A 22,961-nucleotide genomic window follows, 5' to 3' on the forward strand; every position below is an offset into this window, starting at 1 on the left:
CCGGGATCAACCTAGCCCCATCAACTCAAGGGTGGTCGCACCGTTGGTGAGCCTTTTCATGGAATCAGCTTCTTTTGCCTCGCGGGCAATACCGGCAGCGACGGTGGCTTCCACATTTATGGCAGGCAGAACCAGAACGCCGTCGGTGTCAGCCTCAACCAGATCGCCCGGGGCCACATCCACCCCGATCATGTTTATCGGTTTGACCCAGGATAGTGCGCAGGCTTTGGCGGTGCCAACCATTGAAATGCCGCAGGCAAAGACTGGGAAAGCGCGCGCCTCGAGCGTGTCGATTTCGCGGGCGATTTTGGCGACCTCTTCAGCATGTTCACGGGGAACGACGATGACACCATTAGTCACTACTAAATGGTGCAATGCGATGGTGGGCGAAGCCAAAGCCATCCATCCCAACCCGGTTTCGAATAGCTGGTCTGGCAACAAGCTCGGATTGACGGCAATGGGTTTCTTACGCCAGCAAAGGGTTTCTGCGCCGGAAGCACTGCGTGAACAAAAATTCGGAATGACCGCTGTCCCACCATAGAAGCACTCATAAGTCGAAGCCTTGCCCTAATGTCCGCAATGCAGTCGGCAAGCGCAGCATTGCAACATCCAATCGAGAGTCCAGTGCGGGCCGATAACAGCCATTGAGAGGGAGTTTGTTGAGCCCTGGAATTCTATCGGGAAGAAAATCAATTTTGATCTAACAGAAGGAAAACCCTTCTATTGTTCAACGAATAGTACATACCGACAAGCGCGGCGCCGGAACGCATTCGTTAGGGAGTTAGCTGCTCGCGAAATAGTGGCGGAGAGACAGGGATTCGAACCCTGGGTGGGCTTGCACCCACAACGGTTTTCGAGACCGCCCCGTTCGACCACTCCGGCACCTCTCCGCGGGGGTCTGTGAGGGGGGGATGTAGTGAGGAACGCGCGGGGGTGCAAGCAGAAAATTCCCGAATTAGACAACAAGGGTATTTTCCATTGCCAGACGCCCGAAAACACCTAGGGTTTCATGTATGACTTATCTTATTCGCCGCACTGCTCTGACCTTATGCTTGTTGCTTTTGTCAGTGTCCATTCTGCCATCGCCATCCGCTGCCGCCGGGCGCGACCGGATAGAGGCATTTCTGACCACAACCGGTTTTGACGTTGCCTTGGAGAGTATCGCGCTTTCGTCGGCCTCGGCTCCGCAGATGTTGGGAATTGACCCTGAAGGGTTCGGTTCGGATTGGACGCGATTGACGGAAGAAGTCTTTGACACCAAGGACATGCATGAAATTGCGGTATCCATTCTGGAGCAGACACTCAGCGACGAAGCGTTGAATCACGCTGTCGAGTTTTACGCCTCGGATCTGGGGCAGCGGTTGGTCGAGGCGGAAAATGCTTCTCATATGACTGACGATGACGAGGCAAAGCAGCTGCAAGGCCAGGAAATTGTCGCTGAGTTGATCAAGGCAGGCTCCCATCGTGTTGAGGAACTCAAGCGAATGAACGCTGCGATTGACTCCAGTGGGACGGCACTTCGGGCACTGCAGGAGATTCAATTGCGGTTCTTGTTGGCGGCCAGCGCCTCGGGCGTCATTGATCTTCAATTAAACGCGGATGAGTTGCGCGAGATGATGCGGCAAAACGAAACCGGCATGCGGCAGGCTCTACAACTGTCCGCGCTGGCAGGGGCGGCTTATACATACCAGGGTTTTTCCGATGAAGAAGTTATTGCCTATGCTGATGCGCTGGAACAGCCCCTGATGCAGGAAGTCTATGAACTGCTGAACGCTATTCAATACGAAATCATGGCGATGAAATTCGAGGTACTGGCCGCTCGCATGGCGGATTTGCACCCGGCGCAGGACATCTGATGCGTCTAATCACGGCTTTCGCAACGCTGTTCCTTTGGACCATGCCCTTACAGGCAGAAGAGAAAGTCGAACGGCTTTTGCAGGCGCTGCAACTGGATGAGGTCATCGACATCCTGCGCGATGAAGGAAGCACAATGGGGCAGGAGCTTCAGAAAACCTTCCTGAATGACAATGGCGGCCCTGTTTTTCTGGCGCAAGTCGACCGGATTTACGACGCAGAAGTGATGCGCAATCATGTTGAAGAAGTGTTTTCACAAAACCTTACCGACAGCCAGTTGGACCGTGCCATTCTGTTTTTCGAAAGCGATCTTGGTCAGAATATTGTCTCACTTGAAATTTCCGCCCGTGTCGCCTTTGGCGATGATGCCATCGAGGAAATGGCGCAGGAAGCTTATAACTCAAGTGATCGAAACGCCGGGTTTTATCGTCTGGTCGATGAATTTATCAGTGTAAATGATCTAGTTGAGGAAAACGTCCGAAACTCTATCAGCGCGGATTTCAGTTTCTTTCGCGGGATGAATGTTGGGGGCGAAATAGACGACACAGATCTGTTGGCCCAGCTTTTGGCCCAAAAAGACAGCGTGACAAACGAGACGCGAACATGGCTGTATTCGTTCTTTCTGCTTGCCTACCAACCCTTGAGTGACGCTGAGATGCGCGAGAACATCGCATTTTCACGAACGGAAACGGGCAGGGCGGTCAATGACGCCCTCTTCGAAAGCTTCAATCGAATGTTTGACACAATCTATTTTCAAATGGGGCAGGCGGTGGCTCAGGTCTTAAAAGGGTCTGATCTTTAGGGGCGTATTTGATGTTGACTTTCCCCTGTAATCCTTGGATAAGCGCGCATCCCGGCCGGATCTTCCGCGCCGGGTCTCGTTATTATTGACCTATAGGGCATGTCCCGGGGTCGTCACACAGCCCGAAATCGGGCGCGCTGTTCGAGGTGGCTTTGGCCAAAACGCCCGAAAGGGGACCACAGAACGCGGGTTTGAAAAGGAAAGACGCATGTTTGCGGTCCTCAAGACTGGCGGCAAGCAGTACAAGGTTCAGGCGGGCGATATGCTCCGCGTTGAAAAGCTGGCTGCCGACGCAGGTGAAAAAGTTCAATTCAACGATGTTCTGATGCTGGGCGGTGACGCACCGGTTGTTGGCGCACCTTTCGTTGAAGGCGCAGGCGTTCAGGCCGAAGTGATCGAACAGATCAAAGGTGACAAGGTCATCAAGTTCGTCAAGCGCCGTCGTAAGCACAGCTCGAAGCGTACCGTTGGCCACCGTCAGAAACTGACTCTGGTCAAAATCACCGACATCCTGTCGTCGGGCGCTGACAAGTCCGGCATCAAAGCTGCAACCGGTTCGGCTCCGGCTGGCGAAGCTGCTCCGGCGGCAAAAAAGCCTGCCAAGAAAGCTGAAGCCAAGGCAGAGGCACCTGCTGCTGCTGCCGCTGACGATCTGACCAAGCTGAACGGTGTCGGCCCCGCCGCTGCCAAAAAGCTGGCAGAAGCCGGTATCGAGAGCTTTGCCGCTCTGGCCGCCTTGTCGGATGAGCAGATTGCTGCTATCGACACCATCAAAGTGAAGCCCGAATGGGTTGAGCAAGCCAAAGAGCTGGCTCAAGGCTAAGGAGAGAGAGAATGGCACATAAAAAAGCTGGCGGTTCCTCCCGTAACGGTCGCGACTCTGCGGGTCGTCGCCTTGGCGTGAAACTGTATGGTGGCCAGGCAGCCATCGCAGGCAACATCATCGTACGTCAGCGCGGCACCAAGTTCTGGCCGGGTGAAGGCGTAGGCATGGGCAAAGATCACACTATCTTTGCAACCACTGATGGCGCCGTGAAGTTCCACAAGGGACTCAAGAATCGCACCTTCATTTCGGTCCTGCCAGTGGCGGAGGCCGCAGAGTAAGCCGAAACCCATAAGGTTTGAAAATTCATGGGGGACCGGCAGAAAATGCCGGTCCCCTTTCTCGTTTTGACACAATTTTGATCGATGGTCGTAATGACAAACGCCACAAGCATTTTTCCGACCCTTATTCAGGGCAGGTTCTCCCACGCGGTTGAAGATCGCGTGGGGCGCAAATATCTACTGTGGACTTTAATTGGTTTCGCAGTTGTTTCCGTATTTTACGTGTTGTTCGGAGGAGGGACGCACCAATGAAACTTGAGACAATAATAAACCAGCCGGTCATAGAAACCGAGCGGTTCGATCTGCGCCCGCTGCGTCGGTCGGATATGGGTCTCATTGAACATTACGCGGGCGATGAGCGCGTGGCGCGAATGACTACGTCAATCCCGCATCCCTTGCCGCCCGGCTCGGTCGAAGCGCTTGTGACGCGGTCCATGGCAGATGACCGTGATGAAGACGTGTGGGTCATGGATGCCACCAAAGACGGTGGTCCAGAACTGATAGGTCTGATCTCACTGACGCGGCTGGATCGCAATCAATCCGAGGTTGGGTATTGGGTCGCGCCTGTGTACTGGAACACGGGTATTGCCTCGTTGGCGGTAGAAACGCTTGTATCTGCCAACCCGCTGGAAAACGGCAACATGTTCGCCAGCGTGTTTCAGGACAATCCGGCTTCGGCTCGGGTGTTAACCCATTGCGGGTTTCAATACCTTGGTGATGCCGAAAGCTATTCGGTGGCGCGCGATGCGAATGTGCCCACCTGGACATACAGCAAAAAACTCTGACTTGTGGCCGATGGGGCCTTTGCAGTAGGGGACAGTCATGAAATTTCTCGATCTTGCAAAGGTCTACATCCGGTCTGGGGCCGGCGGTGGAGGGTGCGTCAGCTTTCGGCGCGAAAAGTACATTGAATACGGCGGTCCCGATGGTGGTGACGGTGGTAAAGGCGGGTCTGTCTGGGCTGAGGTCGTAGAAGGGTTAAACACCCTGATCGACTTTCGATACCAGCAGCACTTTTTTGCCAAAAACGGTCAACCCGGCCGCGGCCAGCAACGCACAGGCAAAGATGGTGACGACATCGTGCTGCGCGTCCCCGTTGGGACCGAAATCCTCGACGAGGATGAAGAAACCGTCATCTGCGATCTGACGGAAGTTGGTCAACGGGTTTTGCTGGCAAAAGGTGGGAATGGCGGTTTCGGCAACCTGCACTTTAAATCAGCAACCAACCAGGCACCACGCCGTGCAAATCCCGGTCAGGCAGGCATTGACCGGACCATTTGGCTGCGGTTGAAGCTGATTGCTGATGTGGGTTTGTTGGGGATGCCCAACGCTGGAAAATCCACCTTTTTGGCGGCAACCTCAAACGCGCGCCCGAAGATCGCTGATTATCCGTTTACCACTCTGCACCCCAACCTGGGCGTCGTTGGTGTCGACAATGTTGAATTTGTCGTAGCCGACATTCCCGGTCTGATCGAAGGCGCGCACGAAGGTCGCGGGATTGGGGACCGGTTCCTTGGGCATGTGGAACGCTGCGCCGTTTTGTTGCATCTGGTCGATGGAACCTCGGAAAGCGTTGCCGAGGATTATCGTACGATCATCCATGAACTCGAAGCCTATGGTGGCGAGTTGGCCGATAAGCCGCGGATCACTGTCTTGAACAAGGTGGACGCGTTGGACGATGAAGAGCGTGATCTGGCCAAGGCTGAACTGGAAGAGGCCGTAGGCGGCCCCGTCATGAGCATGTCCGGCGTAGCGCATCTGGGTGTAACCGAAGTGCTGCGTGCACTGCGCGCCCAGATCGACGAAAACCGGCTGCGGGAAAAGAAAGTCGAGGAGACTCAACCTTGGCAACCCTGACCGCAGCAAAGCGTCTGGTGGTTAAAATCGGGTCCGCCTTGCTGGTGGATCGGAACACCGGGTTATTACGCTCAGATTGGTTGCACTCGGTGGCGCAGGACGTGGCTTGGCTTAAAAGGCAGGGGACGGATGTCATTCTGGTCTCTTCCGGCTCCATTGCATTGGGACGGGGCGTGCTGGGCTTGCCGACGCAGGCCCTGGCCCTTGAAAAATCGCAGGCCGCTGCCGCAGTCGGCCAAATTCGTCTGGCCCGCGCCTACGAAGAGGCTTTGACACCCCACGAAATCACCACGGCGCAGGTTCTGGTGACACTGGAAGATAGCGCCAACCGTAGGCGGTACCTCAATTCTCGCGCCACCCTCGAGACGCTGCTGACACTGGGCGTGGTTCCGATTGTTAATGAAAACGACACAGTCGCGACCGACGAAATCCGTTACGGGGACAATGATCGCCTGGCAGCACAGATCGCGGTCACAGTGGGTGCGGATCAGTTGATACTGTTGTCAGATGTCGACGGGTTCTACACCGGCAACCCGAACGACGATGCCGCGGCCAAGCGGTATGATGTGATCCACGATATTACCCCTGAGATCGAAGCGATGGCCGGTGATGCTGGGTCTGGTTTATCCAAAGGCGGTATGAAGACAAAGCTACTGGCCGCAAAGATGGCAACGTCGGCGGGTTGCGACATGGCAATCACTGAAGGGTCACCTCGGAACCCGCTGAAAAAACTTGAAAACGGCGCAAATTGCACCTGGTTCACAGCCACGCTGGACCCGCACGCTGCGCGGAAACGTTGGATCTCGGCAATGAAGCCGCGCGGTGAGATCGTCATCGACGAAGGCGCCGCGCTAGCACTCGGCAATGGCAAAAGCCTGTTACCCGCCGGTATTGTCGAGGTAAGCGGAACTTTCGGGCGCGGCGATCCTGTCGCCATCCTTGACCGGACAGACCACCGGCTGGCTCTGGGCCTCAGCCGTTATACCGCGCAAGAGGCCGACGCGATCAAAGGGCGTAAATCCTCGGAGATCGAGGCCATACTTGGGTATCCGGGGCGGGCAGCATTGATCCACCGGGACGATTTGGCGCTGTAAGCGCGCGATGCTAGAACACGAGTAAGACCGATCGAAAGGCACATGAGATGAAGGATTTCGACAGCATTCCCACACTGATGGCCGATCTTGGAAAACGCGCCAAAGCAGCCTCGGCGGAACTGGCCTTTGCCAACGCCGAACGCAAGCACGCGGCTCTGATCGCAGCGGCTGATGCGGTTTGGGCCAACCGTGCCAACATTATCGAGGCTAACAAAAAAGACCTGGAGTTCGGCCGTGAAAAAGGTTTGAGCCCTGCAATGATGGATCGCCTGATGTTGGATGAGTCCCGCATACGAGGCATGGTCGATGGTCTGCGTACGGTAGCGGACCAGGCTGACCCAGTTGGTGAAGTGATGACCGAATGGGACATGCCTTCGGGGCTGAACATCCAGCGTGTACGTACGCCGCTGGGTGTGATCGGTGTGATTTACGAAAGCCGTCCAAATGTGACAGCAGATGCGGGCGCTTTGTGCTTGAAGTCGGGCAATGCGGTGATTTTGCGAGGCGGGTCCGAGAGTTTTCACTCATCGGGGGCCATTCACGCCTGTTTGGTCGAAGGTCTGAAGGCCGCCAATTTGCCCGAGGATTCAATCCAATTGATTCCGACACGCGATCGCGCCGCAGTTCAAGAGTTGCTGACCCTGACAGACTATGTCGACGTTATCGTTCCCCGCGGTGGTAAGGGGTTGGTCGGGCTGGTACAGCGCGAGGCGCGCGTTCCGGTTTTTGCCCATCTCGAAGGCATCGTGCACATCTACATCGACAAGGCGGCTGATCCGCAGAAAACCCTGGATGTGGTGCTGAATGCCAAGACCCGGCGTACCGGCATCTGCGGGGCGGCTGAATGCCTTTTGATCCATCAGGATGTGGTTGATACTCTGGGTCGGGACGTCATCGCAGCTTTGCTTGCAGCTGGTGTTGAAGTTCACGCCGAAGGATCACTTGCCGCAGAAGGGACTATTGCCGCCACTCCCGAAGATTGGGGCAAGGAATTTCTCGACAGCATAATTGCGGCCAAACCGGTTGCAGATATTGACGCTGCCATCGCGCATATCCGCGCATACGGTTCAAACCACACCGACTGCATCATGACCGAAGATGCGGAAGCAGTGGCCCGGTTTTTTGAACGGCTCGACAGCGCAATCCTGATGCATAACGCCTCGACCCAGTTCGCTGATGGTGGCGAGTTCGGGATGGGTGCCGAGATCGGCATCGCCACAGGCAAGATGCATGCACGTGGCCCGGTAGGCGCAGCGCAATTGACCAGCTTCAAATATCTTGTCCGAGGGAACGGAACGACCCGGTCCTAAAACCGGATCTCAACGCGGGTTGAGGTGGTTTCCGCCGAAACCCGCCGTCCCATGGCCGCTGCGGTCTTGGGCAAAAGAGCAAACTGTACCTGTGCGGGCGTGACTTTCCCTGGATAGCGCCCCACGGGCAGGTTTTTCCAAAGAACGTCATCCAGATTCAGTTTGTCGGCCACACCGGTGACGGTCCACTTGCCGCCAACATGTTCAATCGAGACCTCGCCGCCAAATGGCATGGCACTTTCGCAGCACATCAAGCTCAGAAAAGCCAGTTTAACTTGATTGCGAGGTACAGCCTCGGTCAAAGGCCAGCTGACGCGTACACGGCCAGCGCGCTCGACGTCTTTCAGCAATTCCGACACCTCTGCCCGACCAAGCGGTTGATCACTGGCTGAACCGAACGCAACACGGAAGAACCGAATTCGCGCACCGGCGCTGCCAACACTACCCGAGATCAGGTCCATCTCGGGCCCTTCAACCGCGCCAACCATCTCGAGCAGTTCAAGCCCGTTGGTAATTGCACCAATCGGGCTGATCAGATCATGACAAATCCGCGAACCGATCAGTTCGGCTAGGTTGACTGTGGTGTCGCTCATGCGTACCTCCTGCTGCATCTGCCACCGGACCGGAGCCCTTGCATGACAGACCTCAATGCTATTCTTGCACCGGGCATGTATGTCCGCCACCCCGATTTCCCCGACTGGGGCGTTGGACAGGTGCAATCCAACATTGGGGGCAAAATTACCGTTAACTTTCGCGAGCAGGGGAAAGTGGTAATTGACGGAACACGCATCGCCCTGATGCCAGTCTTTGATCCGTGAAACTGGTTTAGGAATGGTTAACGTTCCATCTGATCTACCCTTGTTGCCATCCCATGTTGAACTGCGGTATCAGCGCGCAAACAAGAACGGAACCACTGATGCCGGACGCAGGCCCTTCCTTTACCGTCAAACTCGCCAAGACCGATGCCGACCTGCGCGCGGCCCAACGCTTGCGGTATGACGTGTTCGTGCGTGAATTGGGCGGTGGCGGCGAGATGGTCGATCATGACGCGGGGTTAGAGCAGGACAAATTCGACCCGTATTATGACCACATGCTGGCATTCGACGACCAGACGGGGGAAGTTGTGGGCGTTTACAGGCTGTTGCCGGGTGAACGTGCTGCAGATCTTGGTCAGTTTTATTCCGAGGATGAATACGATCTGACCGTCCTCAAACAAGGCGGTCGCAAACTGTTGGAGCTTGGCCGATCCTGTCTGCACCCCGATTACCGCGGCGGCACGGCCATGTACCATCTATGGAACGGGCTGGCCGCGTATGTCACCGAACGCGAGATCGAAGTGCTGTTTGGCGTGGCCAGCTTTCACGGAACGGATGTACAAGACCTTGCACAGCCCTTGTCGATGCTGCACCACAACCATCTTGCGCCACCGGATCTACGGGTTAGGGCTCAGCCAGACTATTTTCAATCCATGGACCTTGTCGCAGCTGACGATTTGGATCGACGTGCTGCCATGGTGCGGGTTCCAGCGTTGATCAAAGCCTATCTGCGATTAGGCGGTTTCGTTGGCGAGGGGGCTTTCATTGATCGTGCCTTCAATACAACCGATGTCTGCCTGATCCTCGACACAGACCGCATGAGCGAGCGTCAGAAACGCATCTACAGCGGAGCGTGAACACAGTGAGCAACCCACTTTGGCACAGTGAAGAGGCTCCGGACTCACTCAACCTCGGCCTCTTGGGGTGGACGCTTGTCCTGTTGCGCGGATTGCCGTTGGCGGTATTGGTATTTGGCGGGCTGATCATTCTTCTGACTCTCCGCCTGATCGAGCGGCCGATTTTCGGAGTGAAACGCCCCGTCACGCCCTACATATCGCAATTTGTGTGCCGCAATGCGTTTCGGATCATCGGTATGGGGTATCGGACCTCTGGCGAGTTGATGCACGAGCAAGGGGCGGTGGTCGCCAATCACACCTCGTGGTTGGATATTTTCGCCCTTAATGCGCGCAAACGGATCTACTTCGTGTCCAAGGCCGAAGTTGCGAAATGGCCCGGTATCGGCTTGCTGGCACGCGCGACGGGCACCGTGTTTATCGAGCGGGACCGAAAGAGGGCAAAGGAACAGACCAAAATATTCGAAACGCGCCTGAAAGCTGGCCACAAGCTGCTGTTTTTTCCCGAAGGCACCTCTACCGACGGTTTGCAGGTTTTACCTTTTAAAACAACGCTCTTTGCGGCGTTCTTCGCGGATGAACTGCGTGACTTTATGTATGTTCAGCCCGTCACGGTCGTATTCCATGCGCCCAAAGGACAACCCGACCGGTTCTATGGCTGGTGGGGAGAGATGGATTTTGCTCCGCACCTTCTCAAGATTTTGGGCGCGCGCAGGCAGGGATCTGTTGAGTTGATCTATCACACCCCAGCCAAAGTCAGTGACTTTGAAAGCCGCAAGACGCTGGCCGCGCATTGTGAAGACGCAGTTCGGCATGCGCATGGGCTAGCGCGTCTTGAAAAATAAGGGCAAAAGGCCCTTGCACTGAAAACAAACCTGCCGTATACGCGCGCCATTCAAACCCGCAGGCGGGGTTTGGCCTTTTTGAGGGAGACATCCTCATCAAGACCGCCGGTTGGAGCAATCGCTTCTTTCACCCCCGCCCAGGCGTAAACCGGAAAAGGAAAATAGCATGGCTCTTCCCGAGTTCACCATGCGTCAGCTGCTGGAAGCTGGCGTTCACTTTGGTCACCAGACACAGCGTTGGAATCCCCGCATGGGCCCGTTCATCTACGGCTCGCGCAATGGTATCCATATCATGGACCTGACCCAGACCGTTCCGATGCTGGACCAAGCTCTGCAGGCTGTTCGTGACACCGTCGCAAAAGGTGGCCGCGTTCTGTTTGTCGGCACCAAGCGTCAGGCCGCTGGCCCGATCGCTGAAGCTGCTGAAAAGTCGGCTCAGTACTACATGAACCACCGCTGGCTGGGCGGCACTCTGACCAACTGGAAAACCGTTTCCCAGTCGATCAACCGTCTGAACCAAATCGACGAAGCCATGGAATCGGGTGCCGAAGGCCTGACCAAGAAAGAGCGTCTGGGCATGGAACGTGACCAGGGCAAACTGCAAGCGTCTCTGGGCGGCATCCGCGAGATGGGCGGTGTTCCTGACCTGCTGTTCGTCATCGACGTCAAGAAAGAAGCTCTGGCCATCGCCGAAGCCAACAAACTGGGTATCCCGGTTGTGGCTGTGGTTGACACCAACTGCTCGCCCGATGGTGTGGATTACATCATCCCCGGCAACGACGACGCATCGCGCGCGATCGCTCTGTACTGCGATCTGGCAGCCCGTGCCGCTCTGGACGGTATGACCGCTCAGATGGGCGCAGCAGGCGTCGACCTGGGCGCGTTCGAAGAAGCACCGGTTGAAGAAGCCGTTGCCGAAGAAGCGCCTGCCGAAGCAGAAGCCGCGCCGGAAGCCAAAGCCGAAGCGTAAGCTGCCCGTCACGTAAATGACATATGGGGCAGGGTAGACCTGCCCCAATTCCGTTTGAATTGAGGAGAGCCAAAAGATGGCAATCACAGCAGCAATGGTTAAAGAACTGCGCGACTCGACCGGCGCAGGCATGATGGACGCAAAAAAAGCGCTGACCGAAACCGGCGGCAACATGGACGAAGCCGTTGACTGGCTGCGCACCAAAGGCCTGGCCAAAGCGGCCAAGAAATCGGGCCGTACCGCAGCAGAAGGTCTGGTTGCTGTTCACGTCAACGGCGGCAACGGCGTTGCTGTCGAAGTGAACTCGGAAACCGACTTCGTTGCGAAAAACGCCGATTTCCAAGAAATGGTTGGCAAAATCGCTTACGCCGCTGAAGGCGTCGACAATATCGAGGCACTGCTGGCTGCAGATCTGGGCGGCAAATCTGTTGCCGACACCCTGACAGACAAGATCGCCACCATCGGCGAGAACATGTCGGTTCGCCGCATGGCCAAACTGTCGGGCGACACTGTTGTGTCCTACGTCCACAATGCAGCCACAAACGGTATGGGCAAAATCGGTGTTCTGGTTGCTCTGACCGGTGGCGACGAAGCGATTGGTAAACAGGTTGCAATGCACATCGCGGCAGTGAACCCGGCGGCCTTGTCCGAAGCGGACATGGATGCATCTGTTGTCGAAAAAGAAAAACAGGTTCAGATGGACATCGCCCGCGAATCCGGCAAGCCGGAGCAGGTGATCGAAAAGATGATCGAGGGCCGTATGAAGAAATTCGTGGCGGAATCGACCCTGTTGAACCAGCAGTTCGTTGTGAACCCTGACCTGACCGTTGAAGCAGCGGCCAAAGAGGCAGGCGCAACCATCACCGGTTTCATCCGTCTGGAAGTTGGCGAAGGCATCGTTGTCGAAAAAGAAGACTTCGCAGCCGAAGTTGCCAAAGCCGCTCAGGGCTAAAAATAGACCCGGACTGCTTGGTCCGGGTGTTCTACCCGTACCGGTTACGCGAAAGCGTAGCCGGTTTTTTTGCCAACAAAAAAAGGACGCGTCAGCGTCCTGTTTCTCATCCTGAGGAAGGAATGAGGGGCCCCGCATGATGGGGATGGTCGAGGCCCCCCAAATTTCCGACAAAGAGACGCGGACAAATAAACGCCCTCAAGTCAGTGCGGTTGGAGAGCTATGATATTGCAAAGATCCAACCAAAACGTTCCCTGGCTAAAGCCACCACTCACGGAACATTAACACTTTGCAACCAGCCCCAATGATTGGAAAGTCATGTTTTCCTTACCTAGGGTAAATTGACGCAATACAGCGTCACATTTTTGATTGCCTGTGTTCGTTATGCCTCCATAACGAACATCTGGTTTTGCAACGAAGCTTTCAGGACGGCCTGAGCCGTCGTTTCCACTGACAGAGCCTCGCGCGCGAGCCTTAGGTGTTTCTCGACCGTTGCTGCCGTCAATCCCATTAGCAGGGCAATATCCTGCGTTGTTTTTCCATCGCCGACCCATTGCAGTGCCTCACGCTGACGTTTGGTGAGCGCGCGATTTGGGGCATTGTAGGGCAAGGTGAGGATCTTCAGGTGCGCGACGTTATTCATCAACAGGATGTCATCACCATGTTTAGCCCACATCTCGTCCACTTCATCCTGATTGGACGCGCCCCCGGAAGACAACGAGATTGCGCCCTTCGACCGCATTGAGACCGATGTGAAACTGACTGTGTACCCAAAAGACACGCCTTGCGATCTGTTGAATTCCAGAACCTGCAGCTCCTGAGCTGTCAGATTCCCATCGGCTACCATGTCCTGTGCAATGTTCCAACTGGCCGCACCTTCATTGTGTAGCGCCCATTTCAGCATAGGAGCATGAAAGTACAGACCGCCGCGCAGGAAACCGTCCAGATAGGGCTTGTCATGGTTGGTCAGAATGACGAAATCCTCTGGGTCTCCCAAAGAGGTTTCCGTACGGTATTGTGTGTGCCCATAGATCAATCGGTCAAAACCGTAATTGGCCATCTGGCGGCAATGGGCATCCCAAAGCTCTTCCAGAGTCTTTGTGTAGCTGAGAAAGTGAAGGTATTCGCTCAGCTTCATGCGACAGATCCACCTTTCAGGTGCGCACACAGTGCGTCCAACGCCAGTACATAGCCCTGCGCGCCAAAGCCACAAATCTGCCCCACGGCAACTTTTGAGATATAGGACACATGCCTGAATTCCTCGCGCGCGTGGATATTCGACAGATGCACCTCGATCATTGGTAGTTCGACCGAGGCAATCGCGTCCATCAAGGCGATGGATGTATGAGTGTAAGCCCCAGCGTTCAAAATGATCCCGTCCTGCACACCTTTGGCGGAATGGATAGCGTCAATCAGCGCACCTTCGTGGTTGGACTGAAAGCACGACACTTCTATCCCAAGGGTATTGCCGTGGCTGAAGCACAAATCTTCCACCATTTCCAAAGTGGTGCTTCCGTAAACCTCGGGCTGCCTCGTGCCAAGAAGGTTGAGGTTTGGACCGTTTAAAATCAGAGCTTTGAGCATTACTTCACTGTTCCCATAACAGGTTCATAAACGCGAATTGGTGGTAATGTCCACCTGCCAACGCGCGCATAAGGCGAGGCGTGCAATTTTGACTGAAGGTTCGCCGGGGAGTTTGGTCTCAGTTGGGCATTGTTATGACGATTTTACCCAGTGCAGTACGGTCTGCCAAATGGGCCAAAGCCTCGGGCGCATGGGTCAAATGATACTTCGCACTGATCCTGGGTTTGATCTTACCTTCGGCATATAATTCAAACAATTCCTGGACATTTTCAGCGTGTCCTTTTGGGTCTTGAAAGACAGAGGCGCCCCAGAAGACGCCAACGATCTGGCAACCTTTAAGAAGCGGCAAATTTAGCGGAAGCTTTGGAATGCCAGCAGGAAACCCCACCACCAGAAACCGCCCGTTCCATGCCATGCAACGCAGTGCGGGCTCGGCATAGTTCCCACCGACGGCGTCATAAACGACATCCACACCGCCGGGGCCGGACAGGGCTTTGATTTCATGGGAAAAGGATTTTTGCGCCGCTTTGTCCATCTCGCGGGCATAAACGAGTGTGTCGTCAGCCCCCAGATCGCGGCAGAAATCAGCCTTTTCAGGCGAAGATACCGCCGCTATTACGCGCGCGCCCATGGCCTTGCCCAGTTCAATTGACGCCGAACCGACGCCGCCTGCCGCGCCCAGGACTAACAATGTTTCCCCCTGTTGCAGTGCCGCACGATCCTTAAGCGCGTGATACGACGTGCCGTACGTAAAGATAAAGCACGCCGCATCTTCGAACGGCATAGAGCCCGGAATTTTAACGGCGGCTTCTGATTTCAACGTCAGATGCGTTGAGAAACCGCCATGTCCGGTCAACGCCAGTATGCGGTCACCGACGCTAAAGCCAGTTACGCCATCTCCAAGCGCCAAGACCTCACCGGCGATTTCGCCGCCGGGTGCAAACGGGCGGGGCGGCTTCATCTGGTAAAGGTCACGTATGATCAAAGTATCGGGGAAATTAACGCCTGCAGCCTTTACACCCACCAACAACTCACCTTTACCAGGCGTGGGATCGGGCAGGGTGGTCAGTTCAAGTGTGTCCGGTCCACCAGTAACGACGCTGAGTAAAGCTTGCATATTAGCCCTGTTGTCCTTGTTATTCAGTTATGAGGAGCTTTGGCGCAGCTTCAGGGGTTGTCAAGAAATCGAAAGGTTCTGTGACAGCAGCCGAACACGCTAATGCCAAGCCTTTAACGACTTAGGAGCAGACTATGACACCAGACACGCTTTTCTCGTTGCAGGGCAAGACGGCATTGGTCACCGGAGGTGCGACTGGGATCGGACGGATGGCGGCCGAGGCGTTGGTGCGGGCCGGTGCGCGCGTCCTGATTGCCTCTCGCAAAGCCGATGCCTGCGAGGCTGTGGCCGAGGAGCTGAACGCGCTGGACGCCCCCGGCCACGCCGAGGGATTTGGGGGCGATGTCGCCTCTCGTGAAGGGGTCGAAGCACTGGCGGCCGACGTTCAAAGCCGCACGGAAAAGCTTGATATTCTTATGAATAACGCTGGAGTGTCGTGGGGTGCGCCGCTTGGGCAATTCCCTCATGAGGCGTGGGAAAAGGTCATGTCAGTCAACGTCTCAGGGCTATTTCACTTGACCCAGAAACTTTTGCCTATGTTGATGCAATCTGGCTCGGCCGACGATCCGGCTCGAGTCGTCAATGTAGGGTCGGTGATGGGAGAGGTCCCGATGGGTGATGGGGCATACAGCTATTCGGCGTCAAAGGCCGCTGTTTTACACCTGACCAAGATCATGGCCAAGGAATTCTCACCTTACCATATCACGGTCAATGCTTTGGCGCCGGGCCCTTTCGTCTCACGCATGACTGCATTTGCCACCGCGGACGAAAGCACACGCGAAAAGGTGGGCAATTCCGTTCCTTTGAGGCGGGTTGGTCGCGAAGAGGACATCGCTGGCTGTATGCTATTCTTGTGTGGTCGCGGCGGCAGCTATGTCACTGGCGCTGTTATCCCTGTCTCAGGTGGCATCAATGTGGTGACGGCCGGAAACATCTTTGCGGAAGCTCTCTGAGCACGATCATGGAGGCAGCGGAATGAGCGAAAGTTCACACCTGAACCATGAAGCCATAGATGCCTATCTAGGCACCCATCTTCACGGGTATCAGGGCCCCATGACGGCGACAAAATTCGCGGTCGGACAATCCAACCCGACTTTTTTACTGCAGACACCGGAAAAGTCCTATGTGCTGCGTCGAAAGCCGCCCGGAATTTTGCTGAAATCCGCACATGCAGTTGATCGGGAATACCGCGTGCAATCCGCTTTGGCCGACAGTGCAGTTCCGGTTCCACAAATGTACCAGCTGTGCGAGGACGACAGCGTTATAGGCTCGGCCTTCTATGTCATGGAACATCTCGATGGTCGGGTTTTTCTGGAGCCAAGCATGCGTGGGGAAAGCAAGGAAACCCGCAGTGCCGTTTTGGATGAAATGAATCGGGTTCTGGCCGCGTTGCACATGGTTAATATCGATGCGGTCGGACTGTCCGATTATGGCCCACCCGGAAACTATTTTGAACGCCAGATTGCGCGGTGGATTAAACAATACCGCGCGTCCGAGACCACCTACATACCCGAGATGGATGCACTGATTACCGGCCTTGAGGGCTCGGTGCCGGATGACGATGGACAAAGGACACTTGTCCACGGCGATTATCGGATCGACAACCTGATGTTTGAAAAGGGCGGCACACGGTGCATTGGCGTTTTGGACTGGGAGCTGTCAACAATCGGACATCCCTATGCCGACCTCGCCGCAGTGATCATGCAATGGCGAATGCCGGCAGGCAAAGACGGTAGGGGGCTTGCAGGCATTGATCGTGACAGTTTGGGCCTGCCGTCGGATCAGGCGTTTATCGACCAGTATTGTCAGCGGCGTGGTCTTGGTGGCATCGAGAATTTTGGGTTCTACCTGGCATTCAATTTCTTCAGAATGGCGGGTATTTTACAGGGCGTTTATAAACGCGCGCAGGACGGGAACGCGTCCGACCCAGAGCGTGCCGTAGCACTTGGGGCGTACGTTCCAATGTTTACTAAGCATGGGCTGAAGGCTTTGGCGGAAACCTAAGACTCGCGGGATAACTCCAAATCCAAATTCCCCAAGCTGTTCTTACCGAAGAACATCTCAGACCCCACAAACATGCTGGGAACACCAAATACCCCTCGTTTTACGGCAGATTTGGTTTGCTCTTTGAGTTGTTGCTTCACGTCTTCACTGGTCATCGCATCGCGGATCTTGCGAACCGGCAACTCGTTTTCGTGTAGGATTTCGGTCAGAACACCCAACTCATCGACCTTTTGACCATGCACCCATATTGCATCAAATATCGCGCTTATATATTTGTTTTCCCATGATTTACCGGACGCAAACAACGCACCGCGCATAGCGAATTTTGTATTAACCGGAAAGTGCGGACTCATGTGGAAACTCAACCCTCGTGAGCGTGCAAACCGGTGCAGATCATGGGTTAGGTAAGCCGTTTTTTGGCGGTTCTCGGAAAATGCCTGAAATGGACTTTGGTTGTTGGTGGCTTTGAAGACACCCGCCAATAGAACAGGAATGTAGTTCACAGTAGCGCCGCGCCCATCGGCCAATTCCGGCAAGGTCTTATATGCGAGAAAGGCATTCGGACTGCAAAAATCGTAAACAAAATCGATATGTTGCGCCATGTTTCTCCTCCGGAGTTTGGATTTAGATAATGCACATACTCGTCATCAGCGAATCCACTACACCCACAGTGTAACAGCCCGGCACAACAACACGTATCGAACTTGTCGATTTCCCTGTCAATTCAGCGCTTAAGGCCTCAGTATTCCAAACATCAACCGGAGGCTGAGCATACATGACAACGTTCGACCCTAATCGTTTGGGCCGCATTGCTGACTGGATGCAGCGATACGTCGACGAAAAAAAATATGCGGGCAGTTCCTTGTTGGTTAAGCATAAAGGCCATGAGGTGTTCTTTCGTGCGTGCGGTAAAAGAAGCGTGGAGAACGATCTACCATTCCAGCGGGACACTGTAGCGCGCATCTATTCGATGACCAAACCTGTGACGACGGTTGCGTTAATGATGTTGGTCGAGCGCGGCCAATTCCATCTGGACGCCCCATTGTCAGACTTCCTTCCTGAATTTCGCGACATGCAAGCCCTTGTCCCTGGGGCTGAGCGACTGGATCAGACCGAGGACGCACCGACACCAACGCTGCATGAAATGCTGACGCATACCAGTGGGTTCAGTTATCCGTTCAACCCCGGCGTGCTGCCGATGGCAATGGATGAGCGGGATCTGATCTTTGGCCCGGATCAAGGCATTCTGGCGGACCGCGTGAATGATCTGGCCCAACTTCCGCTTGCCTTTCAGCCGGGTTCGAGGTGGGAGTATTCGGTCGGCATAGACGTGTTGGGACGAGTGATCGAGGTGGTTTCAGGACAACCCTTGGATCAATTCCTGACACGAGAAATTCTTGATCCTCTAGACATGTCGGAAACCAGTTTTGCAGTGCCATCAGGGGCAGGGGACCGGTTTGCATCGCTCTATACTCCATTGGTTGGGGACGCGATGGCGCTGAACTCTGCTGAAACCGGTGGCGACACTCTGAGATTGGTGGACGAGGCCCGTGTTTCTCCGTTTGAAAGAACCACCACGTGTTCCGGCGGCGGTGGTTTGGTCGGCACCATCGACGACTATTCATGCTTTGCTGAAATGCTGCGGAACCGGGGGCAGGGCAACGGTCACCGCCTGTTGGGGCCCAAAATCGTGGACTACATGATGCGAAACCACTTGCCCGGTGACATTGCGTCAATGGGACCGCAGAGCTTTGCGGAACAACCAATGGAGGGCACCGGCTTTGGGCTAGGTGGTGCGGTGATCACAAATCCTGGCAGAACTCGCGTGCCTGGTTCCGTGGGCGATTTCAGTTGGGGCGGCATGGCATCGACGTTCTTTTGGATTGATCATGTCAATGAACTGAGCACAATCTTTTTTACACAGCTGTCGCCGTCCAGTTCATACCCGTCGCGCGCTGAATTAAAGGCGCTTGTTCTTGGGGCCATGATTGAATGACTTTCTCAGCACTGATACCCATGCCGGATACGCCAATCGGAGGCTAAATATGACCGAGGCTGAGCAAATTCTTTTGAACCTGCTGGATATCGAAAGGTTAGAAGTCGACCTGTTTCGGGGCACGGGGTCTGGTGGAGAAACGCCCACGCGTATCTTTGGTGGTCAGGTGATTGCGCAAGCACTGGCTGCGGCGTATCGAACCGTCGACAATCGCCTTTGCCATTCTCTGCACGCCTACTTTATTCGAGCCGGAGACCCATCTATTCCCGTTGTTTATCAAGTGGATAGGGCGCGAGATGGAGGATCTATGACCACCCGGCGCGTTGTTGCCATTCAACACGGCAAACAGATCCTTAACATGTCTGCATCCTTTCATGTGCAGGACGAAGGCTGGGACCATCAGCACGTCATGCCTAAGACTGAAGAGCCAGAGCATTATCCGGCCAGAACGGACTTGCGGCAAAGGTATGTGGATCTTGTTCCCAAAAGTCTCCGCCGCGAATTGATGCGTGAAAGGCCGATCGAAATACGTGAAGTGAACCATCTGAATCCTTTTGCTCCCGAAAAGACGGATGACCACAATCAGATCTGGTTTCGTATGCGGGCCGCAGCCGGAACCGATCCGGTGACCCAACATCTTTTGTTGGCTTACGCGTCGGACATGTACCTAATGTCATCAGGCATGCGACCACATGGACTTAGCTGGTTCACCGGTGAAGTGAATGGCGCAAGTTTAGATCACGCTCTGTGGTTTCACGCGCCAGTTCACTTCGAAAACTGGCATCTCTATGCGATGGATTCACCTTGGAGCGGTCATGGCCGTAACTTTAACCGGGGATCTATCTTCGCCCAAGATGGTACTCTGGTCGCATCAGTTGCTCAGGAAGGTTTGATGCGGAAAGCGCGACGAGGACATTAACGCATCCATATAACCAACGGATTTATAGCGGTAAAACCGCACTGTTATTGCTCCATAGTATTGGTTGAACCCAAATCGGATTACACTTTGGCATCAGGTTATTTTACATAATACCAATTACACGAATAATGTATTGCCTTAGTAGAAGGCCTGCAACCCAGTCTGTGCTCGTCCCAATATCAACGCATGCACATCATGCGTCCCCTCATACGTGTTAACGGTCTCAAGGTTGATCATATGACGAATGACCTCAAACTCCAATGAGATGCCGTTGCCGCCATGCATATCCCGAGCCATACGTGAGATATCCAGCGCTTTGCCGCAGTTGTTGCGTTTAACGATCGAAATCATCTCAGGAGCAGCATTTGCCTGATCCATCAAACGCCCCACGCGCAGGCTTGCCTGAAGCGCAAGCGCAATTTCTGTTTGCATGTCCGCCAGTTTGCGCTGGAAAAGTTGCGTCTGCGCCAGAGGCCGATCGAACTGTTTCCGGTCCAACCCATATTGACGCGCGGCATGCCAGCAACTCTCTGCTGCGCCCATGACCCCCCAGCTGATGCCATAGCGCGCGCGGTTGAGGCACCCGAACGGTCCTTTCAACCCCTGGACATGCGGCAACAGTGCACTTTCTTCGACTTCGACGCCATCAAGTACGATTTCACCGGTTATCGACGCACGCAGGCTAAGTTTGTTTTTAATTTTCGGCGCACTTAGACCCTTAAGTCCTTTATCCAAAACAAATCCGCGGATTTTACCACCATGCGCGTCTGACTTAGCCCAGACCACGAACACGTCCGCAATCGGAGAGTTGGAAATCCACATCTTGCTGCCGGTCAGACGATAGCCACCTTCGATCTTTTCGGCCCGCGTTTTCATACCTGCAGGGTCAGAACCGGCATCAGATTCGGTAAGACCGAAACACCCGATCCATTCACCGCTCGCAAGCCTGGGAAGGTACTTTTGCCGTTGTTCTTCAGTGCCATAAGCGTAAATCGGATACATGACCAACGAGCTTTGAACCGACATCATTGAGCGATAGCCCGAATCTACACGCTCAACTTCGCGCGCGACCAGCCCGTAGGACACGTACCCTGCCCCAAGGCCGCCATATTCCTCGGGGATCGTGGTTCCCAAAAGGCCCATTTCACCCATTTCGCGGAATATCTCGGGGTCGGTTTCCTCGTTCTGAAACGCATCCATCACACGAGGTTGCAGTTTCGCCTGCGCATAAGCCTGTGCGCTGGCGGCGATCATGCGCTCATCCTCGTTCAATTGGTCGGTCAGACGAAAGGGATCATCCCATGCAAACGTGCCCATATCAGGTGCATCTTTGGCGCGCAAAGTTGGCTTGGTTTCAGGGGCGTTCATACTGCTACTCCGCTTGGCCGGTTTTAAGACAAACTAACCCGGCCAAGCAGTGAAAAACAGCAAGAGTTTTGCATCAGGCCATGAGCATTACTCATACCCCTGCCCTTTTTTACCCCAGTGCATATCCTGCACCACGGACCGTACGCACCGGGTCATTGCCGCCATGTTGCGTCAGAGCCTTGCGCAGACGGCCGATATGGACATCGACGGTACGAGTGTCGACATAAATATCGCGGCCCCAGACGCGGTCGAGCAATTGTTCACGGCTCCAAACCCGGCCCGGCTTTTCCATAAAAGTGCTCAGCAGGCGAAACTCGGTTGGGCCCAGCTTCAATTGTTTGCTGCCTCGGCTGACTTTGTGCGTCTCAGAATCCAGCACGATGTCGTCGAATTCCAACCGCAGCCCAACTGTTGCCGGGCGCACCCGGCGCAACTGAGTACGCACCCGCGCCATAAGTTCCACAATTGAATACGGCTTAACCACATAGTCATCGGCGCCGGTTTCAAGCCCACGCACCTTGTCTACTTCTTCCGAGCGAGCCGACAACATTATGATCGGTATCGACCGTGTTTCCGCGCGAGATTTCAGGCGGCGGCAAACTTCAATCCCGCTCAAGTTCGGCATCATCCAGTCCAGCACGATGATGTCGGGGCTTTCCTCTTCGACCAACAGCATGGCTTCGTCACCGCTGGCGGCCTTGGACACGCGGAAACCTTCGGCTTCGAGGTTATAGGCAAGCACCTCGCGCTGCGCTGGTTCATCCTCAACAACCAGAACAGTCGGTTGATCGGCGGGCATTTGTCAAATCTCCTGGACGGTATGCGAGGTTATATCAGCTTTTGGGCGGGCCTCTGCCGGACGCTCACCGGTGACAAGATAGACCACCTGCTCAGCAATTGCTGTGACGTGGTCGCCCATACGCTCAATGTTCTTGGCGATAAAATGCAGGTGCATACAGGACGATATGTTGCGCGGGTCTTCGGCCATGAAAGTCAGGAATTCGCGGAACAGCCCGTTATACATCTGATCCACTTCTTCGTCGCGGTCGATTACATCCGAAGCAAGCTCGGCATCGCGTTGAATATAGGCGTCAAGCGCGTCCCGCAGCATACGCTCAACCTCGCGCGCCATACGACGCAAAGCAGCGGCGCTACCGTTGATTTCTCCTGCGTTGACCAGAACTGTGGTGCGCTTGGCAATGTTCTTGGAGTAGTCGCCAATACGTTCCAGATTGGCCGAAACCTTCAGCACCGACAAAACCAGACGCAAATCACCCGCTGTCGGTGCGCGCAGCGCAATCAAACGAGCGGTTTCTTCGTTGATCAGTTCTTCCAACGCGTCGATGGCCTTGTCGTCCTGACGAACTTGTTGGGCCAGTTCCTCGTCCCGTGTTTCCAGCGAGCGGGCCGAGCTCATGATGGCGGCTTCGACCAGCCCGCCCATCTTCATGATATGGGCCTGAATCGCCTCGAGATCGCGGTCGAATGCAGATGCAATATGTTGTTCGGTCATAAG

The 22,961-nt window shown here is 55.0% G+C and carries 26 protein-coding genes and 1 tRNA gene; 17 read left to right on the plus strand and 10 right to left on the minus strand.

Going from position 1 to position 22,961, the window contains the following annotated elements; genetic code table 11:
• Nucleotides 1-6: 6 nt before the first annotated feature.
• Entirely contained in the window at nucleotides 7-438 is a 432-nt protein-coding gene (locus ACR0IY_RS02370; RefSeq protein ID WP_480670248.1) for an RraA family protein, read from the minus strand.
• Between the two features lie 362 nt (nucleotides 439-800).
• Nucleotides 801-890: transfer RNA gene (locus ACR0IY_RS02375), tRNA-Ser, on the minus strand.
• Between the two features lie 123 nt (nucleotides 891-1,013).
• Between ACR0IY_RS02375 and ACR0IY_RS02380 the strand changes: the two genes are divergently transcribed.
• The 8 genes from ACR0IY_RS02380 (at nucleotide 1,014) to ACR0IY_RS02415 (ending at nucleotide 8,021) form a co-directional block, all read left to right on the plus strand.
• Nucleotides 1,014-1,856 (plus strand): DUF2059 domain-containing protein, encoded by an 843-nt coding sequence (locus ACR0IY_RS02380; protein ID WP_480670249.1) that lies wholly within the window; start codon nucleotides 1,014-1,016, stop codon nucleotides 1,854-1,856.
• A complete protein-coding gene (locus tag ACR0IY_RS02385) occupies nucleotides 1,856-2,656 on the plus strand; it encodes a DUF2059 domain-containing protein (protein ID WP_480670250.1) in 801 nt (266 codons plus the stop codon). Before ACR0IY_RS02380 ends, ACR0IY_RS02385 begins: the two co-directional genes overlap by 1 nt.
• Nucleotides 2,657-2,864: 208 nt before the next feature.
• The gene (locus tag ACR0IY_RS02390) at nucleotides 2,865-3,479 is read left to right on the plus strand and encodes a 50S ribosomal protein L21 (RefSeq protein WP_480670251.1); all 615 of its coding nucleotides are present in this window, start codon (nucleotides 2,865-2,867) and stop codon (nucleotides 3,477-3,479) included.
• An 11-nt stretch (nucleotides 3,480-3,490) separates the two neighbouring features.
• Complete coding sequence (rpmA, locus tag ACR0IY_RS02395) at nucleotides 3,491-3,760, plus strand: 50S ribosomal protein L27 (protein ID WP_039535512.1); 270 nt, start codon at nucleotides 3,491-3,493, stop codon at nucleotides 3,758-3,760.
• A gap of 248 nt (nucleotides 3,761-4,008) precedes the next feature.
• The gene (locus tag ACR0IY_RS02400; protein WP_480670252.1) at nucleotides 4,009-4,545 is read left to right on the plus strand and encodes a GNAT family N-acetyltransferase; all 537 of its coding nucleotides are present in this window, start codon (nucleotides 4,009-4,011) and stop codon (nucleotides 4,543-4,545) included.
• Nucleotides 4,546-4,582: 37 nt separating this feature from the next.
• Nucleotides 4,583-5,617, plus strand: coding sequence for a GTPase ObgE (obgE, locus tag ACR0IY_RS02405; RefSeq protein WP_480670253.1), 1,035 nt, complete (start codon nucleotides 4,583-4,585; stop codon nucleotides 5,615-5,617).
• Nucleotides 5,605-6,711, plus strand: a complete 1,107-nt coding sequence (gene proB / locus ACR0IY_RS02410; protein ID WP_480670254.1) for a glutamate 5-kinase — start codon at nucleotides 5,605-5,607, stop codon at nucleotides 6,709-6,711. The genes obgE and proB overlap by 13 nt, the downstream gene beginning before the upstream one ends.
• Before the next feature lie 47 nt (nucleotides 6,712-6,758).
• A complete protein-coding gene (locus ACR0IY_RS02415) occupies nucleotides 6,759-8,021 on the plus strand; it encodes a glutamate-5-semialdehyde dehydrogenase (RefSeq protein ID WP_480670255.1) in 1,263 nt (420 codons plus the stop codon).
• Here ACR0IY_RS02415 and ACR0IY_RS02420 read toward each other — a convergent pair.
• Nucleotides 8,018-8,614: a histidine phosphotransferase family protein gene (locus ACR0IY_RS02420; protein ID WP_480670256.1), complete on the minus strand. Its 597-nt coding sequence runs from the start codon at nucleotides 8,612-8,614 to the stop codon at nucleotides 8,018-8,020. The two genes, ACR0IY_RS02415 and ACR0IY_RS02420, sit on opposite strands and share 4 nt — an antisense overlap.
• Before the next feature lie 42 nt (nucleotides 8,615-8,656).
• Here ACR0IY_RS02420 and ACR0IY_RS02425 point away from each other — a divergent pair, with 42 nt between their 5' ends.
• The 5 genes from ACR0IY_RS02425 (at nucleotide 8,657) to tsf (ending at nucleotide 12,457) form a co-directional block, all read left to right on the plus strand.
• Nucleotides 8,657-8,839: a DUF3553 domain-containing protein gene (locus ACR0IY_RS02425; protein ID WP_010440107.1), complete on the plus strand. Its 183-nt coding sequence runs from the start codon at nucleotides 8,657-8,659 to the stop codon at nucleotides 8,837-8,839.
• A 98-nt stretch (nucleotides 8,840-8,937) separates the two neighbouring features.
• Nucleotides 8,938-9,693: an L-ornithine N(alpha)-acyltransferase gene (olsB, locus tag ACR0IY_RS02430; protein ID WP_480670257.1), complete on the plus strand. Its 756-nt coding sequence runs from the start codon at nucleotides 8,938-8,940 to the stop codon at nucleotides 9,691-9,693.
• A gap of 5 nt (nucleotides 9,694-9,698) precedes the next feature.
• The gene (olsA, locus tag ACR0IY_RS02435) at nucleotides 9,699-10,535 is read left to right on the plus strand and encodes a lyso-ornithine lipid O-acyltransferase (RefSeq protein ID WP_480670258.1); all 837 of its coding nucleotides are present in this window, start codon (nucleotides 9,699-9,701) and stop codon (nucleotides 10,533-10,535) included.
• Nucleotides 10,536-10,701: 166 nt separating this feature from the next.
• Complete coding sequence (gene rpsB, locus ACR0IY_RS02440; protein ID WP_480670259.1) at nucleotides 10,702-11,505, plus strand: 30S ribosomal protein S2; 804 nt, start codon at nucleotides 10,702-10,704, stop codon at nucleotides 11,503-11,505.
• Nucleotides 11,506-11,581: 76 nt separating this feature from the next.
• The gene (tsf, locus tag ACR0IY_RS02445) at nucleotides 11,582-12,457 is read left to right on the plus strand and encodes a translation elongation factor Ts (protein WP_480670260.1); all 876 of its coding nucleotides are present in this window, start codon (nucleotides 11,582-11,584) and stop codon (nucleotides 12,455-12,457) included.
• A gap of 382 nt (nucleotides 12,458-12,839) precedes the next feature.
• Here the strand turns inward: tsf and ACR0IY_RS02450 are convergent, their stop codons facing one another.
• The 3 genes from ACR0IY_RS02450 to ACR0IY_RS02460 all read right to left on the minus strand — a co-directional run bounded on the left by ACR0IY_RS02450 (nucleotide 12,840) and on the right by ACR0IY_RS02460 (nucleotide 15,158).
• Entirely contained in the window at nucleotides 12,840-13,595 is a 756-nt protein-coding gene (locus ACR0IY_RS02450) for a helix-turn-helix transcriptional regulator (RefSeq protein WP_480670261.1), read from the minus strand.
• A complete protein-coding gene (gene aroQ, locus ACR0IY_RS02455) occupies nucleotides 13,592-14,041 on the minus strand; it encodes a type II 3-dehydroquinate dehydratase (protein ID WP_480670262.1) in 450 nt (149 codons plus the stop codon). The genes ACR0IY_RS02450 and aroQ overlap by 4 nt, the downstream gene beginning before the upstream one ends.
• Nucleotides 14,042-14,159: 118 nt before the next feature.
• Nucleotides 14,160-15,158: an NADPH:quinone oxidoreductase family protein gene (locus ACR0IY_RS02460; protein WP_480670263.1), complete on the minus strand. Its 999-nt coding sequence runs from the start codon at nucleotides 15,156-15,158 to the stop codon at nucleotides 14,160-14,162.
• A 134-nt stretch (nucleotides 15,159-15,292) separates the two neighbouring features.
• Here ACR0IY_RS02460 and ACR0IY_RS02465 point away from each other — a divergent pair, with 134 nt between their 5' ends.
• The gene (locus ACR0IY_RS02465) at nucleotides 15,293-16,111 is read left to right on the plus strand and encodes an SDR family oxidoreductase (protein WP_480670264.1); all 819 of its coding nucleotides are present in this window, start codon (nucleotides 15,293-15,295) and stop codon (nucleotides 16,109-16,111) included.
• 22 nt (nucleotides 16,112-16,133) lie between these two features.
• Complete coding sequence (locus ACR0IY_RS02470) at nucleotides 16,134-17,162, plus strand: phosphotransferase family protein (RefSeq protein WP_480670265.1); 1,029 nt, start codon at nucleotides 16,134-16,136, stop codon at nucleotides 17,160-17,162.
• Here the strand turns inward: ACR0IY_RS02470 and ACR0IY_RS02475 are convergent.
• Nucleotides 17,159-17,764: a DsbA family protein gene (locus ACR0IY_RS02475; RefSeq protein WP_480670266.1), complete on the minus strand. Its 606-nt coding sequence runs from the start codon at nucleotides 17,762-17,764 to the stop codon at nucleotides 17,159-17,161. The two genes, ACR0IY_RS02470 and ACR0IY_RS02475, sit on opposite strands and share 4 nt — an antisense overlap.
• Before the next feature lie 173 nt (nucleotides 17,765-17,937).
• On the opposite strand from ACR0IY_RS02475, the gene ACR0IY_RS02480 reads away from it, so the two are divergent.
• On the plus strand, nucleotides 17,938-19,158 hold the full coding sequence (locus tag ACR0IY_RS02480) for a serine hydrolase domain-containing protein (RefSeq protein ID WP_480670267.1): 1,221 nt from the start codon (nucleotides 17,938-17,940) through the stop codon (nucleotides 19,156-19,158).
• Nucleotides 19,159-19,207: 49 nt separating this feature from the next.
• Complete coding sequence (locus ACR0IY_RS02485) at nucleotides 19,208-20,077, plus strand: acyl-CoA thioesterase (RefSeq protein ID WP_480670268.1); 870 nt, start codon at nucleotides 19,208-19,210, stop codon at nucleotides 20,075-20,077.
• A gap of 138 nt (nucleotides 20,078-20,215) precedes the next feature.
• On the opposite strand, the gene ACR0IY_RS02490 is transcribed toward ACR0IY_RS02485, so the two are convergent.
• The 3 genes from ACR0IY_RS02490 to phoU all read right to left on the minus strand — a co-directional run bounded on the left by ACR0IY_RS02490 (nucleotide 20,216) and on the right by phoU (nucleotide 22,958).
• A complete protein-coding gene (locus ACR0IY_RS02490; protein WP_480670269.1) occupies nucleotides 20,216-21,445 on the minus strand; it encodes an acyl-CoA dehydrogenase in 1,230 nt (409 codons plus the stop codon).
• A 109-nt stretch (nucleotides 21,446-21,554) separates the two neighbouring features.
• Nucleotides 21,555-22,244 (minus strand): phosphate regulon transcriptional regulator PhoB, encoded by a 690-nt coding sequence (gene phoB, locus ACR0IY_RS02495; RefSeq protein ID WP_480670270.1) that lies wholly within the window; start codon nucleotides 22,242-22,244, stop codon nucleotides 21,555-21,557.
• Nucleotides 22,245-22,247: 3 nt separating this feature from the next.
• Nucleotides 22,248-22,958: a phosphate signaling complex protein PhoU gene (gene phoU / locus ACR0IY_RS02500; protein ID WP_480670271.1), complete on the minus strand. Its 711-nt coding sequence runs from the start codon at nucleotides 22,956-22,958 to the stop codon at nucleotides 22,248-22,250.
• Between the last annotated feature and the right edge of the window lie 3 nt (nucleotides 22,959-22,961).

It is taken from the genome of Ruegeria sp. BC1, assembly GCF_056539305.1.

Bases quoted from the DNA above. Each gene is read 5' to 3' on its own strand.
- tsf (WP_480670260.1), top strand. From the start codon at position 11,582: ATGGCAATCACAGCAGCAATGGTTAAAGAACTGCGCGACTCGACCGGC.
- aroQ (WP_480670262.1), bottom strand. From the start codon at position 14,041: ATGCTCAAAGCTCTGATTTTAAACGGTCCAAACCTCAACCTTCTTGGC.
- ACR0IY_RS02380 (WP_480670249.1), top strand. From the start codon at position 1,014: ATGACTTATCTTATTCGCCGCACTGCTCTGACCTTATGCTTGTTGCTT.
- olsB (WP_480670257.1), top strand. From the start codon at position 8,938: ATGCCGGACGCAGGCCCTTCCTTTACCGTCAAACTCGCCAAGACCGAT.
- ACR0IY_RS02475 (WP_480670266.1), bottom strand. From the start codon at position 17,764: ATGGCGCAACATATCGATTTTGTTTACGATTTTTGCAGTCCGAATGCC.
- phoU (WP_480670271.1), bottom strand. From the start codon at position 22,958: ATGACCGAACAACATATTGCATCTGCATTCGACCGCGATCTCGAGGCG.
- ACR0IY_RS02480 (WP_480670267.1), top strand. From the start codon at position 17,938: ATGACAACGTTCGACCCTAATCGTTTGGGCCGCATTGCTGACTGGATG.
- ACR0IY_RS02400 (WP_480670252.1), top strand. From the start codon at position 4,009: ATGAAACTTGAGACAATAATAAACCAGCCGGTCATAGAAACCGAGCGG.
- ACR0IY_RS02470 (WP_480670265.1), top strand. From the start codon at position 16,134: ATGAGCGAAAGTTCACACCTGAACCATGAAGCCATAGATGCCTATCTA.
- ACR0IY_RS02415 (WP_480670255.1), top strand. From the start codon at position 6,759: ATGAAGGATTTCGACAGCATTCCCACACTGATGGCCGATCTTGGAAAA.
- ACR0IY_RS02425 (WP_010440107.1), top strand. From the start codon at position 8,657: ATGACAGACCTCAATGCTATTCTTGCACCGGGCATGTATGTCCGCCAC.
- ACR0IY_RS02450 (WP_480670261.1), bottom strand. From the start codon at position 13,595: ATGAAGCTGAGCGAATACCTTCACTTTCTCAGCTACACAAAGACTCTG.
- ACR0IY_RS02485 (WP_480670268.1), top strand. From the start codon at position 19,208: ATGACCGAGGCTGAGCAAATTCTTTTGAACCTGCTGGATATCGAAAGG.
- ACR0IY_RS02460 (WP_480670263.1), bottom strand. From the start codon at position 15,158: ATGCAAGCTTTACTCAGCGTCGTTACTGGTGGACCGGACACACTTGAA.
- ACR0IY_RS02465 (WP_480670264.1), top strand. From the start codon at position 15,293: ATGACACCAGACACGCTTTTCTCGTTGCAGGGCAAGACGGCATTGGTC.
- ACR0IY_RS02420 (WP_480670256.1), bottom strand. From the start codon at position 8,614: ATGAGCGACACCACAGTCAACCTAGCCGAACTGATCGGTTCGCGGATT.
- ACR0IY_RS02390 (WP_480670251.1), top strand. From the start codon at position 2,865: ATGTTTGCGGTCCTCAAGACTGGCGGCAAGCAGTACAAGGTTCAGGCG.
- obgE (WP_480670253.1), top strand. From the start codon at position 4,583: ATGAAATTTCTCGATCTTGCAAAGGTCTACATCCGGTCTGGGGCCGGC.
- ACR0IY_RS02385 (WP_480670250.1), top strand. From the start codon at position 1,856: ATGCGTCTAATCACGGCTTTCGCAACGCTGTTCCTTTGGACCATGCCC.
- rpsB (WP_480670259.1), top strand. From the start codon at position 10,702: ATGGCTCTTCCCGAGTTCACCATGCGTCAGCTGCTGGAAGCTGGCGTT.
- rpmA (WP_039535512.1), top strand. From the start codon at position 3,491: ATGGCACATAAAAAAGCTGGCGGTTCCTCCCGTAACGGTCGCGACTCT.
- phoB (WP_480670270.1), bottom strand. From the start codon at position 22,244: ATGCCCGCCGATCAACCGACTGTTCTGGTTGTTGAGGATGAACCAGCG.
- ACR0IY_RS02490 (WP_480670269.1), bottom strand. From the start codon at position 21,445: ATGAACGCCCCTGAAACCAAGCCAACTTTGCGCGCCAAAGATGCACCT.